This window comes from Streptomyces silaceus (genome assembly GCF_001419745.1).
Classification (GTDB): Bacteria; Actinomycetota; Actinomycetes; order Streptomycetales; family Streptomycetaceae; genus Streptomyces; species Streptomyces silaceus.
Genome location: NZ_LIRJ01000234.1, coordinates 13,330 through 29,627 on the forward strand (window position 1 = coordinate 13,330; position 16,298 = coordinate 29,627).

16 protein-coding genes are annotated in these 16,298 nt (G+C 70.3%); 9 read left to right on the forward strand and 7 right to left on the reverse strand.

Annotation, left to right across the window (positions count from 1 at the left end; all coding sequences use genetic code 11):
* Positions 1-247: 247 nt before the first annotated feature.
* Positions 248-742, reverse strand: a complete 495-nt coding sequence (locus AOK22_RS22155; RefSeq protein ID WP_055700453.1) for an SseB family protein — start codon at positions 740-742, stop codon at positions 248-250.
* A gap of 119 nt (positions 743-861) precedes the next feature.
* On the opposite strand from AOK22_RS22155, the gene AOK22_RS22160 reads away from it, so the two are divergent.
* The 5 genes from AOK22_RS22160 to AOK22_RS22180 all read left to right on the forward strand — a co-directional run bounded on the left by AOK22_RS22160 (position 862) and on the right by AOK22_RS22180 (position 5,921).
* Positions 862-2,688 (forward strand): acyl-CoA dehydrogenase, encoded by a 1,827-nt coding sequence (locus AOK22_RS22160; RefSeq protein WP_055700454.1) that lies wholly within the window; start codon positions 862-864, stop codon positions 2,686-2,688.
* Positions 2,689-2,962: 274 nt separating this feature from the next.
* Positions 2,963-4,261, forward strand: coding sequence for a M18 family aminopeptidase (locus AOK22_RS22165; RefSeq protein WP_055700455.1), 1,299 nt, complete (start codon positions 2,963-2,965; stop codon positions 4,259-4,261).
* Positions 4,262-4,373: 112 nt separating this feature from the next.
* On the forward strand, positions 4,374-4,598 hold the full coding sequence (locus tag AOK22_RS22170; protein ID WP_055700456.1) for a DUF6458 family protein: 225 nt from the start codon (positions 4,374-4,376) through the stop codon (positions 4,596-4,598).
* 134 nt (positions 4,599-4,732) lie between these two features.
* Positions 4,733-5,317 (forward strand): DUF4232 domain-containing protein, encoded by a 585-nt coding sequence (locus tag AOK22_RS22175; protein ID WP_055700457.1) that lies wholly within the window; start codon positions 4,733-4,735, stop codon positions 5,315-5,317.
* Positions 5,318-5,426: 109 nt separating this feature from the next.
* On the forward strand, positions 5,427-5,921 hold the full coding sequence (locus tag AOK22_RS22180) for an LURP-one-related/scramblase family protein (protein ID WP_055700458.1): 495 nt from the start codon (positions 5,427-5,429) through the stop codon (positions 5,919-5,921).
* A 26-nt stretch (positions 5,922-5,947) separates the two neighbouring features.
* Here AOK22_RS22180 and AOK22_RS22185 read toward each other — a convergent pair whose 3' ends face one another.
* Entirely contained in the window at positions 5,948-6,751 is an 804-nt protein-coding gene (locus tag AOK22_RS22185; RefSeq protein ID WP_055700459.1) for a carbon-nitrogen family hydrolase, read from the reverse strand.
* A gap of 136 nt (positions 6,752-6,887) precedes the next feature.
* On the opposite strand from AOK22_RS22185, the gene AOK22_RS22190 reads away from it, so the two are divergent.
* Entirely contained in the window at positions 6,888-7,712 is an 825-nt protein-coding gene (locus AOK22_RS22190; RefSeq protein WP_055700460.1) for a maleylpyruvate isomerase family mycothiol-dependent enzyme, read from the forward strand.
* A gap of 68 nt (positions 7,713-7,780) precedes the next feature.
* Here the strand turns inward: AOK22_RS22190 and AOK22_RS22195 are convergent, their stop codons facing one another.
* Both AOK22_RS22195 and AOK22_RS22200 read right to left on the reverse strand, forming a co-directional pair.
* The gene (locus tag AOK22_RS22195; protein WP_055700461.1) at positions 7,781-9,088 is read right to left on the reverse strand and encodes an MFS transporter; all 1,308 of its coding nucleotides are present in this window, start codon (positions 9,086-9,088) and stop codon (positions 7,781-7,783) included.
* On the reverse strand, positions 9,085-9,747 hold the full coding sequence (locus AOK22_RS22200; RefSeq protein WP_055700469.1) for a GntR family transcriptional regulator: 663 nt from the start codon (positions 9,745-9,747) through the stop codon (positions 9,085-9,087). Before AOK22_RS22200 ends, AOK22_RS22195 begins: the two co-directional genes overlap by 4 nt.
* A 158-nt stretch (positions 9,748-9,905) precedes the next feature.
* Here AOK22_RS22200 and AOK22_RS22205 point away from each other — a divergent pair, with 158 nt between their 5' ends.
* Positions 9,906-10,799, forward strand: coding sequence for a D-alanyl-D-alanine carboxypeptidase family protein (locus tag AOK22_RS22205; protein ID WP_055700462.1), 894 nt, complete (start codon positions 9,906-9,908; stop codon positions 10,797-10,799).
* A gap of 89 nt (positions 10,800-10,888) precedes the next feature.
* Here AOK22_RS22205 and AOK22_RS22210 read toward each other — a convergent pair whose 3' ends face one another.
* The 3 genes from AOK22_RS22210 to pdhA are packed head-to-tail and all read right to left on the reverse strand — an operon-like array spanning position 10,889 to position 14,501.
* Positions 10,889-12,325, reverse strand: coding sequence for a dihydrolipoamide acetyltransferase family protein (locus tag AOK22_RS22210; RefSeq protein ID WP_055700463.1), 1,437 nt, complete (start codon positions 12,323-12,325; stop codon positions 10,889-10,891).
* An 11-nt stretch (positions 12,326-12,336) separates the two neighbouring features.
* On the reverse strand, positions 12,337-13,317 hold the full coding sequence (locus AOK22_RS22215; protein WP_055700464.1) for an alpha-ketoacid dehydrogenase subunit beta: 981 nt from the start codon (positions 13,315-13,317) through the stop codon (positions 12,337-12,339).
* Between the two features lie 2 nt (positions 13,318-13,319).
* Positions 13,320-14,501, reverse strand: coding sequence for a pyruvate dehydrogenase (acetyl-transferring) E1 component subunit alpha (pdhA, locus tag AOK22_RS22220; RefSeq protein ID WP_055700465.1), 1,182 nt, complete (start codon positions 14,499-14,501; stop codon positions 13,320-13,322).
* Positions 14,502-14,883: 382 nt separating this feature from the next.
* Here pdhA and AOK22_RS22225 point away from each other — a divergent pair, with 382 nt between their 5' ends.
* Together AOK22_RS22225 and AOK22_RS22230 are read left to right on the forward strand one after the other, a co-directional pair.
* On the forward strand, positions 14,884-15,546 hold the full coding sequence (locus AOK22_RS22225) for a response regulator (protein WP_055700466.1): 663 nt from the start codon (positions 14,884-14,886) through the stop codon (positions 15,544-15,546).
* A 265-nt stretch (positions 15,547-15,811) separates the two neighbouring features.
* On the forward strand, positions 15,812-16,234 hold the full coding sequence (locus AOK22_RS22230) for a pyridoxamine 5'-phosphate oxidase family protein (protein ID WP_055700467.1): 423 nt from the start codon (positions 15,812-15,814) through the stop codon (positions 16,232-16,234).
* Positions 16,235-16,298 lie beyond the last annotated feature (64 nt).

Consider the following 16,298-nt stretch of genomic DNA (forward strand, 5'->3'; position numbering starts at 1 on the left):
TTAGTTGAACGTAGAACTTTCTGCCACCTGGAACGAGCGAAGCCCGGAGGGAATTCCCTCCGGGCTTCAGGGGTGGCTGGAAGTGATCCACGGACGACAAGACGGGCGAGACGCGCCCCGTACGGGGCGCGGGGAACCGCGCGACCGGCCACGACGGCCCCGCGGCGAAAGTCAGAGCGGGGAGCAAGGCCGAAGGCCGAGTAGCCGAGTGTCAGCACACGGTCAGAGGCCCAGGGGCCAGGAAGACTCAGCCGTACATGCGGCGCATGGCGAAGTCGACCATCTGTTCCACGGCCTTCGCGTCGAAGACCATGCGGTGCTCGCCCTCCATGTCGAGGACGAAGCCGTACCCGGTCGGCAGCAGGTCGATGACCTCCGCACCGGTGATCACGAAGTACTTGGAGTCCTTGCCCGCGTACCGGCGCAGCTCCTTGAGGGAGGTGAACATCGGGATCACGGGCTGCTGGGTGTTGTGCAGCGCGAGGAAGCCGGGGTTGTCGCCCCGGGGGCAGTAGACCTTGGAGGTCGCGAACGCCTGCTGGAAGTCCTCGGCCGACATCGACCCGGTGGTGAAGGCCCGCACCGCGTCCGCCAGGGACGGGGGCGAGGGCTCGGGGTAGAGCGGGGGCTGCTGGCCGTACCCGCCGGACATGCCCTGGGCCTGCTGCTGTTGCGGCGGCGGCTGCGCCCCCGGCGGTGCGTACTGCTGCTGGGCGCCGGGGTTCTGGCCGTATCCGTACATGCCCGCAAGAGTACTGAGTCACAGATGACCCATAAGGGGTTGCTTCTTATTACCGACGGGTAGCATCATCGTAGGCGCTTGCTGATACTCATCCCTTTCCTGCTTACGGAGCCTTCGCCATGGGCCACTACAAGTCGAATCTCCGCGACATCGAGTTCAACCTCTTCGAGGTCCTCGGCCGCGACAAGCTGTACGGCACCGGCCCGTTCGCGGAGATGGACGTCGACACCGCCAAGAGCATCCTCGACGAGCTGCGCAGGCTCGCCGAGAACGAGCTGGCCGAGTCCTTCGAGGACGCCGACCGCAACCCGCCGGTCTTCGACCCGGCGACCAACACCGCCCCGGTCCCCGCGTCGTTCAAGAAGAGCTACCAGGCCTTCATGGACTCCGAGTACTGGCGCCTCGGCCTGCCCGAGGAGATCGGCGGCACCACCTCGCCCCGCTCCCTGATCTGGGCCTACGCGGAGCTCCTGCTCGGCGCGAACCCGGCCGTCTGGATGTACTCCTCCGGCCCGGCCTTCGCCGGCATCCTCTTCGAGGAGGGCAACGAGGCGCAGAAGAAGGTCGCCGAGATCGCCGTCGAGAAGCAGTGGGGCTCGACGATGGTCCTCACCGAGCCGGACGCCGGCTCGGACGTGGGCGCCGGCCGCACCAAGGCCGTGCAGCAGGAGGACGGCTCCTGGCACATCGAGGGCGTGAAGCGCTTCATCACGTCCGGCGAGCACGACATGTCGGAGAACATCCTCCACTATGTCCTCGCCCGTCCCGAGGGCCACGGCCCCGGCACGAAGGGCCTCTCCCTCTTCCTCGTACCGAAGTACGAGTTCGACTGGGAGACCGGCGAGCTGGGCGAGCGCAACGGCGTCTACGCCACCAACGTCGAGCACAAGATGGGCCTGAAGGCCTCCAACACGTGCGAGATGACCTTCGGCGACCAGCACCCCGCCAAGGGCTGGCTGATCGGTGACAAGCACGAGGGCATCCGCCAGATGTTCCGCATCATCGAGTTCGCCCGCATGATGGTCGGCACGAAGGCGATCGCGACGCTCTCCACGGGCTACCTGAACGCCCTGGAGTACGCCAAGGAGCGCGTGCAGGGCCCCGACCTCGCGCAGTTCATGGACAAGACCGCGCCGAAGGTGACGATCACCCACCACCCGGACGTGCGCCGCTCGCTGATGACGCAGAAGGCGTACGCGGAGGGCATGCGCGCGCTCGTGCTGCACACCGCGGCCGTCCAGGACGACATCCAGGTCAAGGAGGCCGCCGGCGAGGACGCGTCCGCGCTGCACGCCCTCAACGACCTGCTCCTGCCCATCGTGAAGGGCTACGGCTCGGAGAAGTCGTACGAGCAGCTGGCGCAGTCGCTCCAGACGTTCGGCGGCTCGGGGTACCTCCAGGAGTACCCGATCGAGCAGTACATCCGGGACGCCAAGATCGACACCCTCTACGAGGGCACCACCGCGATCCAGGGCCAGGACTACTTCTTCCGGAAGATCGTCCGCAACCAGGGCGCCGCGCTCAACGGCCTCGCCGAGGAGATCAAGAAGTTCCTCGCGGTCGGCACGGGCGGCGAGGCCCTGGCCGGCGCCCGCGAGGAGCTGGCCAAGGCCGCGGTCGAGCTGGAGGCCATCGTCGGCGTCATGCTGACGGACCTCGCGGCCACCGAGCAGGACGTGAAGTCCATCTACAAGGTGGGCCTGAACACCACGCGTCTGCTGATGGCCTCGGGCGACGTCGTCGTCGGCTACCTGCTGCTGCGCGGTGCCGCCGTCGCCGCCGAGAAGCTGGAGACGGCCTCCGCCAAGGACAAGGCGTTCTACGAGGGCAAGATCGCCGCGGCCAAGTTCTTCGCCACGAACGTCCTGCCGGGCGTCGCGGGCGAGCGCAAGCTCGCCGAGGGCGTCGAGCTGGACCTGATGGAGCTGGACGAGGCCGCGTTCTAGCCCACCAGGCGGCCCCACGAGGCCCCCTCCCGCTCCCGCACCACACGACGATGCCGCCACCCGGTCCTGCCGGGTGGCGGCATCGCGCTGCTTACGGACACGGCGCGGGCGTGCGCCGGGGCGCGGCAGCATCACCATGCCCCGCCCCACGGCACCGCCGTGCGCCCGGCCGTTCCGCGGCGCCCCGGCGCAGGCGTGCGCCCCGGGCGTTGGGGGCGCGCGGAGCGGGGGGAAGGCTGGGATGGGCGGGCGGTGGCGGGATTAGGCTGACGGTATGCGCACACCCTCCGGCCCCTTCGACCGCGGCCACACCGAAGACCTCATGTCCTTCCTGGCGGCGAGCCCCTCGCCGTACCACGCCGTGGCGAGCGCCGCCGAGCGGCTGGAGAAGGCCGGGTTCCGGCAGGTCGAGGAGACCGACGCCTGGGACGGCACGGCCGGCGGGAAGTACGTCCTGCGGGGCGGCGCCATCATCGCCTGGTACGTCCCCGAGGGTGCCGCCGCGCACACCCCCTTCCGCATCGTCGGCGCGCACACCGACTCCCCGAACCTGCGCGTGAAGCCGCTGCCCGACGCCGGCGCCCACGGCTGGCGCCAGGTCGCCGTCGAGATCTACGGCGGCCCGCTGCTCAACTCCTGGCTCGACCGGGACCTCGGCCTCGCCGGCCGGCTCTCCCTGCGCGACGGCACCACGCGGCTCGTGAACGTCGACCGGCCGCTCCTGCGCGTCCCCCAGCTCGCGATCCACATGGACCGCTCCGTCCACACCGACGGCCTCAAGCTGGACAAGCAGAAGCACATGCAGCCCATCTGGGGCCTGGGCGACGACGTCCACGAGGGCGACCTCATCCGCTTCCTGGAGGAGGAGAGCGGCCTGGGCGAGGGCGACGTCACCGGCTGGGACCTCATGACGTACTCCGTCGAGCCGCCCGCCTTCCTCGGCCGCGACCGCGAACTGGTCGCCGGCCCCCGCATGGACAACCTCCTGTCCGTGCACTCCGCGACCGCCGCCCTCGCCGCCGTCTCCGGCCGCGACGACCTCCCTTGCATCCCCGTGCTCGCCGCCTTCGACCACGAGGAGAACGGCTCGCAGTCCGACACCGGCGCCGACGGCCCGCTGCTCGGCGGCGTCCTGGAGCGGTCCGTGTTCGCGCGCGGCGGCTCCTACGAGGACCGGGCCCGCGCCTTCGCCGGGACCGTCTGCCTCTCCTCCGACACCGGCCACGCCGTCCACCCCAACTACGCCGAGCGGCACGACCCGACGCACCACCCGCGCGCCAACGGCGGCCCGATCCTCAAGGTGAACGTCAACAACCGCTACGCCACGGACGGTTCGGGACGCGCGGTGTTCGCCGCCGCGTGCGAGAAGGCGGGCGTGCCCTTCCAGTCGTTCGTCTCCAACAACGCGATGCCGTGCGGCACGACGATCGGCCCGATCACGGCGGCGCGGCACGGCATCAAGACCGTCGACATCGGCGTCGCGATCCTGTCCATGCACAGCGTGCGCGAGCTGTGCGGCGCGGACGACCCGCACATGCTGGCCAACGCGCTGGTGGCGTTCCTGGAGGGCTGAGGCCCCTCCTCTCTTTTCCGCCCTGTGCGGCCGCGAGTTTTCGCCCTGTGTGGCTGCGAGGTGCCCGGGTACCCGGGCACCTCGCAGCCACTACCTCAGGGAGGTGGTCTCCATGGGCCTGGGCGGATGCATCATCCTCATCGCCGTCGGCGCCATCCTGACCTTCGCCACCGACTGGAAGATGGAAGGCCTCAACGTCACCGTCGCCGGGCTCGTCATGATGGCGGTCGGCATCATCGGCGTCGCCGCCTTCACCAGCATCGCGCGGCGCAGGCGGGCGGTCCCGCCGGTGCAGACGACCGTGGTCGAACCGGACCACGACCGCCGCGACTACTGACGCCCGGGGGCAGCGCGAGCTGCCCCCGGGTCTGCCCTGCCGACGGGTGCCGCCCCGGGCTCCCGGCCCCTATCCTCGATCCCTGTCACATACATGTAGTACGCACACCCAGGTGACGAAGGGGATGAGGCCGGGTGGAGTTCCGCCTGCTCGGACCGGTGTCGCTGGCCGCCGTCGCGGCACTCTGCCTGACGCTGTCCGCCTGCGACGACGGCGGCGGCGCGGCGGACGGGGACCGGGCGACGGCCGCGTCCGGCAGCCCGGCCGGACCGAGCCCGTCACAGAGCCCCGCCGGCACCCCCGCCGAGGGCGACTGCACGCTGGGCCGGATGACGGTCACCCTGGAGGAGACAGGCGGCACCCTGCCCGCCGTCGTGCTCAAGGCCACCAACAGGAGCGGCGAGGTCTGCACGGTGCACGGCGCCCCGTTCGTCGGCGACACCACCGCGGGCACCGACCTGAGGACCACCGGGAGCCCGCCGCGGTCGGTCATCCGCATCGCGCCCGGCAGGTCCGCGTACGCGGCGATCGCCCTCGCGACCGGCCAGGGCGCCCAGGACCACCGCACCAAGACCGTGAACATCACGCTCGCCACCGAGGACGGCAAGGGCACCCGAGGCCACGCGGCGGTACGGTCCCCCGGCCCCGTGGGCCTCGCCCTGAACGCCGAGTCGTCCGTCACGTACTGGCACACCACCGCGGCCGCGGCCCAGCGCTAGGCCCGGCGCGGTCCCGAGAACCGCGGCCGGTCCGTGCCGACTCCCCCCGTGCGGCACGGGCCGGCCGCGCCCTGTCCGATGTGCGGCGGTACGGGGTAGTCATGGAGCCATGAGACTTCTCGTACGCGACCGCATGCTCGGCATCGGCGACGACTACTGGATCGAGGACGACCAGGGCCGCAAGGTCTTCTTCGTCGACGGCAAGGCGATGCGCCTGCGCGACACCTTCGAGCTGAAGGACATGCAGGGGCGCGTCCTCGTCGACATCCACGCCAAGATGCTCGCCCTGCGCGACACGATGGTGATCGAGCGCGAGGGCGAGCCGCTGGCCAAGGTGAAGCGCAAACGCCTCTCCCTGCTGCGCAACCACTACCGCGTGGAGCTGGTCGACGGCACCGAACTGGACGTCAGCGGCAAGATCCTCGACCGCGAGTTCGCCATCGAGTACGACGGGGAACTCCTCGCCGACATCTCGCGCCGCTGGTTCCGCGTGCGCGAGACGTACGGCCTGCACATCGTCCGCGAGGACGCCGACCCCGCGCTGCTGCTCGCCGTCACCGTCTGCGTGATCCGGCTTGCGGAGAAGGAACGCGGCGAGGACTGAGGAGCCCCGGAGGCGGGCGCCGTCCGTCAGCGGCGGGGCGCCGGCGACCCGAGCAGACGGTCCTTGAGCGCGGGGAACTGCTCCCGGGTGGCCGCGACCCTCGCCGGGTCGAGGTCGACCGTGAGGACCTCCTCGCCGTCGCCCGCCTCCGCGAGCACCTCGCCCCAGGGGTCGACGACGACGCTGTGCCCGGCCTGCGGGACGCCCGCGTGCGTGCCGCCGGTGCCGCACGCCAGGACGTACACCTGATCCTCGACCGCACGCGCGCGGGCGAGGAGCAGCCAGTGCTCGCGCCGCCGCGCGGGCCATCCCGCGGGCACCACGAACATCTCGGCGCCCGCGTCGACGAGCCCCCGGAACAGCTCGGGGAAGCGCAGGTCGTAGCAGGTCGCGAGGCCGAGGACGGTGTCCGGCGTGCGCACGGTCGCCAGCTCGGACCCGGCCGACATCAGGACGGCCTCGCCCTTGTCGAAGCCGAAGCGGTGGATCTTGCGGTAGGCGGCGGCGAGTTCGCCGTCGGGGGAGAAGACCAGCGAGGTGTTGTAGAGGGGGCCCTCCGGGTCGCGCTCGGGGATCGAACCCGCGTGCAGCCAGACGCCTGCGTCGCTCGCGGCCTTCGCCATCGCCTCGTACGTCGGGCCCTCCAGCGGCTCGGCCTCGCTCGCGAAGGACTCGTACCCGAAGGCTCCCGTGGTCCACAGTTCGGGCAGGACGATCAGGCCTGAACCCTCGCGTCCGGCGACGTCGCGCACCAGTGAAGAGACGCGCGAACGACGGGAATTGACCGATTCGCCCTCGTCTACGGCGATCTGGATCAGAGAGGCGCGCACACTACCACCGTCCTGGCATTCGAGCCGTCAACACAGGCCTACGATCGTCACACGAAAGCACTGCCGGGGTGCCTGCGGGCAGCGTAACTTAGCCATTCAGACACCCACCGCCCGCGTACGACCGCCGAGGGGTCCCGTGAGTCTCCATCCCAGCCTGCAAACCTACGCCGACGCCTGGACCCACTCCGTGGAAGCGATATCCGAGCTGGTGTCACCACTTGCCGAGGGAGAGTGGAACTGGGCCACGCCCTGCCCCGGCTGGTCGGTGCGGGACATCGTCTCGCACGTCATCGGCCTGGACTGCGAGATGCTGGGCGACCCGCGCCCGATCCACACGCTGCCCCGCGACCTCTACCACGTGCAGACCGAGGGCCAGCGGTACATGGAGATGCAGGTCGACGTGCGGCGCCACCACACCGCGCCGGAGATGACCGCGGAGCTGGAGTACACGATCATCCGCCGCTCGCGGCAGATGCGGAACGAGTCACGGGACCCCGACACCAAGCTCCGCGGCCCCCTCGGCACCGAGCAGACCCTCGAACTGGCCATGCGGCTGCGCGCGTTCGACGTCTGGGCCCATGAGCAGGACCTGCGCACGACGCTGCGCAAGCCGGGCAACCTCGACTCCCCCGGCGCCCTCGTCGCCCGGGACCTGCTGCTGCTCGGGCTCCCGAAGGTGGTCGCCAAGAAGGCGGGCGCGCCCGCGAACTCCGCGGTCGTCTTCGACGTGAGCGGTCCCGTCGAGTTCCTGCGCACGGTCCGCGTGGACGCCGAGGGCCGGGGCACCGTCGACAACGCGCCCTCGCTGGGCCCCCTCGCCACCATCGCGCTGGACTGGGAGACGTACTTCAGGCTCGCCTGCGGACGGATCACGTACGCGTCCGTCGCCGACCGGATCAAGGTCGAGGGCGACCAGGAGCTGGCGGAGGCGATCCTGCGGGAGTTCGCGGTGACGCCGTAGCGTCACGCGGGCACGTGCACCGGGACGCCGTGGCGTCACGCGGGCACGTGCACCGGGACGCCGTGGCGTCACGCGGGCACGTGCACCGCCTCGACGCGGCTGGCGACCAGCCGTTCCTGCTCACGGCGGACCGCGCGGGTCCGCAGCCGCAGGATCTGGCTGAGTCCCAGCAGTTCGAGCACGAACACCGCGGAGAAGGCGATCCGGTAGTTGTCGCCGGTCGCGTCGAGCAGCACGCCGATCGCGAGCAGCGTCGTCATGGAGGCGATGAAGCCGCCCATGTTGGTGATGCCCGACGCCGTGCCCTGGCGCTCCGGCGGGTTGGCGGGCCGCGCGAAGTCGAAGCCGATCATGGACGCGGGACCGCAGGCGCCGAGCACGGCGCACAGGACGATCAGCAGCCACATCGGGGCGTGGTCGCCGGGGTAGGCGAGGGTGGCGCCCCAGACCGCGGCCGTCGCCCCGATGGTGCCGAGCGCCAGCGGGAGGCGCGCGGCGTGGTGCCGGGCCACGATCTGGCCGTAGACCAGGCCGATCACCATGTTGGACAGCACGACGAGGGTGAGCAGTTCACCGGCCGTCGCGCGGGACAGGCCCTGCGCCTCGACGAGGAACGGCAGGCCCCACAGCAGCAGGAACACCATCGCGGGGAACTGCGTGGTGAAGTGCACCCACAGCCCGAGCCGGGTGCCGGGCTCCCGCCAGGACAGGGCGATCTGCTTGCGCACGAAGGCCGCGCCGGTGTGCGCCGCCGGCTCCGGCTCGTGCCCCTCGGGGTGGTCCTTCAGGAACAGCGCGAGCAGGACGAGGACGACGACACCGCACAGCGCGCTGCCCGCGAACGCCGCGGTCCAGCCGACGGAGTGCAGCAGCCGGGCCAGGACCAGGGTCGAGACGAGGTTGCCCGCCATGCCGACGAGCCCCGCGAGCTGGGCGACCAGCGGGCCGCGCCGGGCCGGGAACCAGCGGGTGCCGAGCCGCAGCACGCTGATGAACGTCAGCGCGTCGCCGCAGCCGAGCAGCGCGCGCGAGGCGAGCGCCATCGCGTACGTCGGGGAGAAGGCGAAGCCCAGCTGCCCGACGGTGAAGAGCACCACGCCGATGGTCAGCACCTTCTTGGTGCCGAGCCGGTCGACCATCAGGCCCACGGGTATCTGCATGCCCGCGTACACGAGCAGCTGGAGTATGGAGAAGGTCGACAGCGCCGAGGCGTTGACGTGGAACCGGTCGGCCGCGTCGAGCCCGGCGACGCCGAGGGACGTCCGGAAGATGACGGCCACGAAGTAGACGGCGACGCCGATCGACCAGACGAGGACGGCCTTCCTGCCGCCGGGCGGATCGCCGGGCAGGGAGACGGAGGCGGAGGTGGAGCTCACCGCACCTCACCCCGCGCCAGGTTCTGGAACCAGCCGACGTGCCGGGTCACCACGGCGACCGCCGCGTCCGCGTCGCCCGCGCGGAGCGCGGCGAGGATCTCCTCGTGCTCGGCGAGCGTCTTGGCGATCCGGTCGGGGTGCGAGTGCATCACGGCGACGCCCATCCGCAGCTGACGGTCGCGCAGCTGGTCGTAGAGGCGCGAGAGGATCTCGTTGCCGCCGCTGCGCACGATCGCCGCGTGGAAGCAGCGGTCGGTGACGGCGGCCTCCGCGAAGTCCCCGGCGGCAGCCTGCGCCCGCTGCTGTTCGAGCAGCTCCGCCAGGCGGTCGATCAGCCCCGCGGGCGCCGGCACCGCCTTGCGCACCGAGTGCGTCTCGACGAGCAGCCGCGTCTCGACGACGTCGGCGATCTCCTGCGCGGAGACGGGCAGGACCAGCGCGCCCTTCTTGGGGTAGAGCCGCAGCAGCCCCTCCACCTCCAGCTTCAGGAGCGCCTCGCGCACCGGGGTGCGGGAGACCCCCACGGCCTCGGCGAGCTCGCCCTCGGTGAGGAGGGTGCCGCCCTCGTAGCGGCGCTCCAGGACGGCTTGCTTGACGTGTGCGTAGACCCGCTCGGCGGCGGGCGGCCGCTTGACGGCGGTGAGGGCTGTGGCTGGCATGCGCACAGCATAGATACAACACGTATACACCGGAGGCCCCGTCCACATTGCGGGCACTTTTCGCGCACTCCGGCACATCCATTCACCCCTCTCACTCGTCTTATCTGTGAGCGGCACCCTCATGTGGCCGCAGCCCAGGGGTATTTGGAGCATTAATCTTGAAAACCGGCATCAAGGGCGTACGTCGCGCATCGGCCGTCATCGTCACCGCGAGCGCGATACTGGCCGGCGGCGTCCTCACCACCCCGGCCCACGCGGCCGCACCGCCGAAGCCGTCGATCACCGCCAAGGGCGGGTTCGTCATGAACAACGGCACCGGCAAGACCCTCTTCACCAAGTCCGCGGACACCCGCCGGTCCACCGGCTCCACGACGAAGATAATGACGGCGCGCGTGGTGCTCGGCCAGCGGAACCTGAACCTCGACTCCAAGGTCACGGTCCAGAAGGCCTACAGCGACTACATCGTCAGGAACACCGCGTCCTCGGCGCGCCTGATCGTCGGTGACAAGGTCACCGTCCGTCAGCTCCTCTACGGGCTGATGCTCCCGTCGGGCTGCGACGCGGCGTACGCGCTCGCGGACAAGTTCGGCAAGGGTTCCACCCGCGCCGCCCGCGTGAAGAACTTCATCGGCCAGATGAACACGACGGCCAAGAACCTGAACCTGAAGAACACGCACTTCGACTCGTTCGACGGCATCGGCAACGGCAAGAACTACTCGACGCCGCGCGACCTGACGAAGCTCGCGAGCAACGCGATGAAGTACTCCACGTTCCGCACGGTCGTGAAGACGAAGTCGACGAAGCAGAAGGTCACGACGAAGAGCGGCGGCTACCGCTACATGTCGTGGTCCAACACGAACGGCCTGCTCGGCACCTACCGCGGCGCGATCGGCGTGAAGACCGGCTCCGGCCCCGAGGCCAAGTACTGCCTCGTCTTCGCGGCGACCCGCAACGGCAAGACCGTCATCGGCACGGTCCTCACCTCCTCCTCCGCGGCCAACCGCACCACGGACGCGAAGAAGCTGATGGACTACGGCTTCAAGGTCGCCTGACCTGACGCCCACGACGGAAGAGGGGCCCACCGCGATGCGCGGTGGGCCCCTCTTCCTTCTGTCGTACGGAGCGGGACTACGGGGCGGGACTACGCCCAGGTCATGAGCCGCTTCGGCTGCTCGAGGATCGCCGCCACGTCGGCGAGCACCTTGGAGCCGAGCTCCCCGTCCACCAGGCGGTGGTCGAAGGAGAGCGCGAGCGTCGTCACCTGGCGCGGCTTGACCTTGCCCTTGTGGACCCACGGCTGGAGCTTGATCGCGCCGACCGCGAGGATCGCGGACTCGCCGGGGTTGAGGATCGGTGTGCCCGTGTCGACGCCGAAGACGCCGACGTTCGTGATCGTGACCGTGCCGCCCTGCATGGCGGCGGGCGAGGTCTTGCCCGCGCGGGCCGTGGAGACCAACTCGCCGAGCGACTCGGCCAGTTCGGGCAGGGTCTTGTCGTGCGCGTCCTTGATGTTCGGCACGATCAGACCGCGCGGGGTGGCCGCGGCGATGCCCAGGTTCACGTAGTGCTTCTGGACGATCTCCTGGTTCGGCTCGTCCCAGGTGGCGTTGACGTCGGGGTTCCGCTTGATCGCCACGAGCAGGGCCTTGGAGATGAGCAGCAGCGGATTGACCCGCAGCCCCTCGAAGGCCTTGTCCTGCTTGAGCTCCTCGACCAGCTTCATCGTCCGCGTCACGTCGACCGTCACGAACTCCGTGACGTGCGGCGCCGTGAACGCGGAGCCGATCATCGCCTGCGCGGTGGCCTTGCGGACGCCCTTGACCGGGATGCGGGTCTCGCGGCCGTCCGTGCTCACCTGGGGGGCGGGCGCGGGGACCGGGGCGGCGGCGGGCGCGGGCGCCCCGGTCACCACCGGCTCCGGCTGCGGGGCCGGGGCCACCGCGGCGTGCACGTCCTCGCGCGTGATGATCCCGTCGGGACCGGACGGGGTGACCGTCGCGAGGTCCACGCCGAGGTCCTTGGCGAGCTTGCGGACGGGCGGCTTGGCGAGCGGGCGGGAGCCACCGCCGTGCCCGTTCACACGCACGGGCTCGCGGGGGGCCGCCGGCTCCGGCACGGCCACGGGGGCCGCGGGGGCCACGGAGGCATCGGCGGAGTCGACGGCCTTGCGGGCCCGCCGCTTGGTCGAGGACTCGGCGACCCCGTAGCCCACGAGCACGGGCTGGCGGCCCGCGGGCTCGGCCTCGGGCGCGGGCTCCGGCGCCGCCGCGGGCGCCGCCTGGGGCTCGGCCGCCGCCTCCGGCGCGGGCGCGGAACCGCCCGACACGTCGACCGCGATGATCACCTGGCCGACGTCGACCGTGGTGCCCTCCGGGAACCGGAGCTCACGGACCACGCCGTTGAACGGAATGGGCAGTTCGACGGCCGCCTTGGCCGTCTCGACCTCGCACACGACCTGGCCGTCGGTGACCGTGTCACCCGGCGCCACGTACCACTTGAGGATCTCCGCCTCGGTGAGCCCTTCGCCCACGTCCGGCATCTTGAACTCGGCAAGAGCGGTGTCAGTCATCGTCGTCACGACCCTCTCCCTCAGTACGCCAGCGAGCGGTCGACGGCGTCGAGCACCCGGTCGAGACCCGGGAGGTACTCCTCCTCCAGGCGCGCCGGCGGGTACGGCGCGTGATAGCCGCCGACCCGCAGCACCGGGGCCTCCAGGTGGTAGAAGCAGCGCTCGGTGATGCGCGCCGCGATCTCCGCGCCCGTGCCCAGGAAGACCGGGGCCTCGTGGACCACGACCAGGCGGCGGGTCTTCTCCACCGAGGACTGCACCGAGTCGAAGTCGATCGGCGACATCGAGCGCAGGTCCAGGACCTCCAGGGACTTGCCCTCCTCCTCGGCGGCCGCGGCCGCCTCCAGGCAGACCTTCACCATCGGGCCGTACGCCGCCAGCGTCAGGTCGGTGCCCTCGCGGGCGACACGGGCCTTGTGCAGGGGGCCGGGGATGGCGTCCTTGTCGACCTCGCCCTTGTCCCAGTAGCGCCGCTTCGGCTCGAAGAAGATCACCGGGTCGTCGCTCTGGATGGCCTGCTGCATCATCCAGTAGGCGTCGGCCGAGTTCGAGGGAGAGACCACCTTCAGGCCCGCGACGTGCGCGAACAGCGTCTCGGGCGACTCGCTGTGGTGCTCCACGGCGCCGATGCCGCCGCCGTAGGGGATGCGGATGACGACCGGCATCTTGATCTTGCCGAGCGCGCGGGCGTGCATCTTCGCGAGCTGCGTGACGATCTGGTCGTACGCCGGGAAGACGAAGCCGTCGAACTGGATCTCCACGACCGGGCGGTAGCCCCGCAGGGCCAGGCCGATGGCGGTGCCGACGATGCCCGACTCGGCGAGCGGGGTGTCGATGACCCGGTCCTCGCCGAAGTCCTTCTGGAGCCCGTCCGTCACACGGAAGACGCCGCCGAGCTTGCCGACGTCCTCACCCATGATCAGGACCTTGGGGTCGGTCTCCAGGGCGGTGCGCAGCGATTCGTTGATCGCCTTGGCGATGGGAAGCTTCTGGACAGCCATGGTTACTTGACCTCCCCGTCCGCGAACGAGGCCTGGTAGGCGGCGAACTGGGCCCGCTCCTCGTCGACGAGCGCGTGCCCGTCCGCGTAGACGTTCTCGAAGATCGCCATCAGATCCGGATCCGGCATCGCCCGCACCACCTCTCGCACTCGCTTGCCCAACGCTTCGCTCTCGTCCTCGAGTTCCGCGAAGAATCCCTCATCCGCGTGACCTTCGGACTCCAGGTAGGCCCGCAGCCGCAGGATCGGGTCCTTGGCCTCCCAGGCCTCCCGCTCCTCGTCCCTGCGGTACTTGGTGGGGTCGTCGGAGGTGGTGTGCGCGCCCATGCGGTACGTGAACGCCTCGATGAGCGCGGGGCCCTCGCCCGAACGCGCCCTCTCCAGCGCCCACTTGGTGACGGCGAGCACGGCGAGCACGTCGTTGCCGTCGACCCGCACGCCGGGGAAGCCGAAGCCCTGCGCGCGCTGGAAGAGCGGCACACGGGTCTGGCGCTCGGTGGGCTCGGAGATCGCCCACTGGTTGTTCTGGCAGAAGAACACGACCGGCGCGTTGTAGACCGCGGAGAAGGTGAACGATTCGGCCACGTCGCCCTGGCTGGAGGCGCCGTCCCCGAAGTACGCGATCACGGCCGAGTCCGCGCCGTCCTTGGCCACGCCCATGGCGTAGCCGGTGGCGTGCAGGGTCTGCGAGCCGATGACGATCGTGTACAGGTGGAAGTTGTTGCTGTTCGGGTCCCAGCCGCCGTTGTTCACGCCGCGGAACATGCCGAGCAGGTTCGTCGGGTCCACCCCGCGGCACCAGGCGACGCCGTGCTCGCGGTAGGTGGGGAAGACGTAGTCGTCGTCGCGGGTGGCCCGGCCGGAGCCGATCTGGGCGGCCTCCTGGCCGAGCAGCGACGCCCACAGGCCCAGCTCGCCCTGGCGCTGCAGGGCGGTGGCCTCGGCGTCGAAGCGGCGGGTGAGGACCATGTCGCGGTAGAGCCCGCGCAGCTCCTCGGCGGTGATGTCGGCGACGTACGCGTCGTACTCCGCGTTCTTGACCCGCTTGCCCTCGGGCGTCAGCAGCTGTACGAGCGGGGGCTCCGTGCTCTTCTGCGGCGCGGCCTTCTTGGCGCTTGCGCGCTTGCCGCCGCCTGTACTGCTACTACGGCGCGGTTTGCGCGCGGCGGTGCTCTCCACGGTCACGTGTGCTCCTCCGTCGGTCCGGCCCCCGGGGGTTACCGGGTAAGCCAGTGCGGCTCGCCTGGTCCGTGCCCGCGCACGGGGTGGGTGCGTTTCGGCCGGGAACAGGCGTGACAGGTGTCCCGGCGAACGCCCTGCACAAAGCACGTTACCCAGTGCTTCCCATTTCTGTGAAACCCCATCTGACCTGCGAATTTGCTTGGAAATCCAAGTACCTGACTGCTTGGATTTCCGAGTAAATCGAGAAAGTCGGGAACAGTTCCTGGTCACAGCACTGATCACAGCCTGGCAGGGGGCCGGAACACCGGCACGTTATCCCGGCCACCCCGGGCACGGGAAGGGTTCCGCTCAGGCACTCAAAGAGATCGTGTGTGAGACTGGCTCTGTGCGCGATGACGGAAAAATTACGGTTTTTCTCCTCGACGACCACGAAGTGGTCCGCCGTGGAGTCCATGAGCTGCTGTCCGTGGAGGCCGACATCGAGGTCGTCGGCGAGGCCGGCACCGCGGCGGACGCCCTGGTCAGGATCCCCGCGACCCGGCCGGACGTGGCCGTGCTCGACGTGCGGCTGCCGGACGGCAGCGGCGTCGAGGTGTGCCGCGAGATCCGCTCGCAGAACGAGGACATCAAGTGCCTGATGCTCACCTCGTTCGCCGACGACGAGGCGCTCTTCGACGCGATCATGGCCGGGGCCTCCGGCTATGTCCTCAAGGCCATCCGCGGCAATGAACTCCTCACCGCCGTACGGGACGTGGCCGCGGGCAAGTCCCTGCTCGACCCCGTCGCCACGGCCCGGGTCCTGGAGCGGCTGCGCGACGGCAACAACGCCAAGGGCGACGACCGCCTGGCCAACCTGACCGACCAGGAGCGGAAGATCCTCGACCTGATCGGCGAGGGCCTGACCAACCGCGTGATCGGCGAGCGTCTCCACCTCGCGGAGAAGACGATCAAGAACTACGTCTCCAGCCTGCTCTCGAAGCTGGGCATGGAGCGCCGCTCCCAGGCGGCCGCGTACGTGGCGCGCATGCAGGCGGAGAAGCAGCACTGAGGCGCTGACGCAGTGATGCGGTGACGCGGTGATGCGGTGATGCGGTGACGCAGTGATGCGGTGACGCGGTGACGCAGTGATGCGGTGACGCGGTGACGGCTGTGGTGGCGTGACAGCTGTGGTGGCGTGACGGGTCCGAGGCGGTACTCGGGCCCGTTCGGCCGTTCCTGTCAGGTGTGGTCCAGACCTGTGGGACTTACGTCCCCGTCTTGTGGGGGCGGGATCCTCTTTCCCGACACCCCGTCGATGAACCAAGGTGGGGTCCATGCCCTCCGACGAACAGCTCGCCTTCGAACTGCTCAGCCGCACCGACTACGGCAGAGTGGCGACCAGCATGCGCGCGCTGCCCTTCCTCGCGGCGGCCCGTCACATCGTCGTCGACGGGAAGATCCTGCTGCGCATGCACAAGGGATACGGCTACCACCAGGCCTGCATCGGCAGCGTCGTCGCGTACGGCGCGGACAACCTCAACGTGGCGAGCGCGCGCGACGGCCAGTGGACCGTCCAGCTGGTCGGCGTCTGCGAGGCGGTCGAGCCGAGCACCGCGGAGCTCGAACTCTTCGGCTCGGGCCCGCACTTCGTGGACGGCGAGCTCTTCGACCCGGTCTACCTGCGGATAGAGCCGCAGTTCGCCACGGTCCACACGCTCCAAGCGGGGCATGACCGCGCGCTGCAGCACATCCTGTGACGTCGCGCGCCACGGCACATCCCGTGACATCGCCCGCCGCGGCACATCCCGTGACGTACTGACG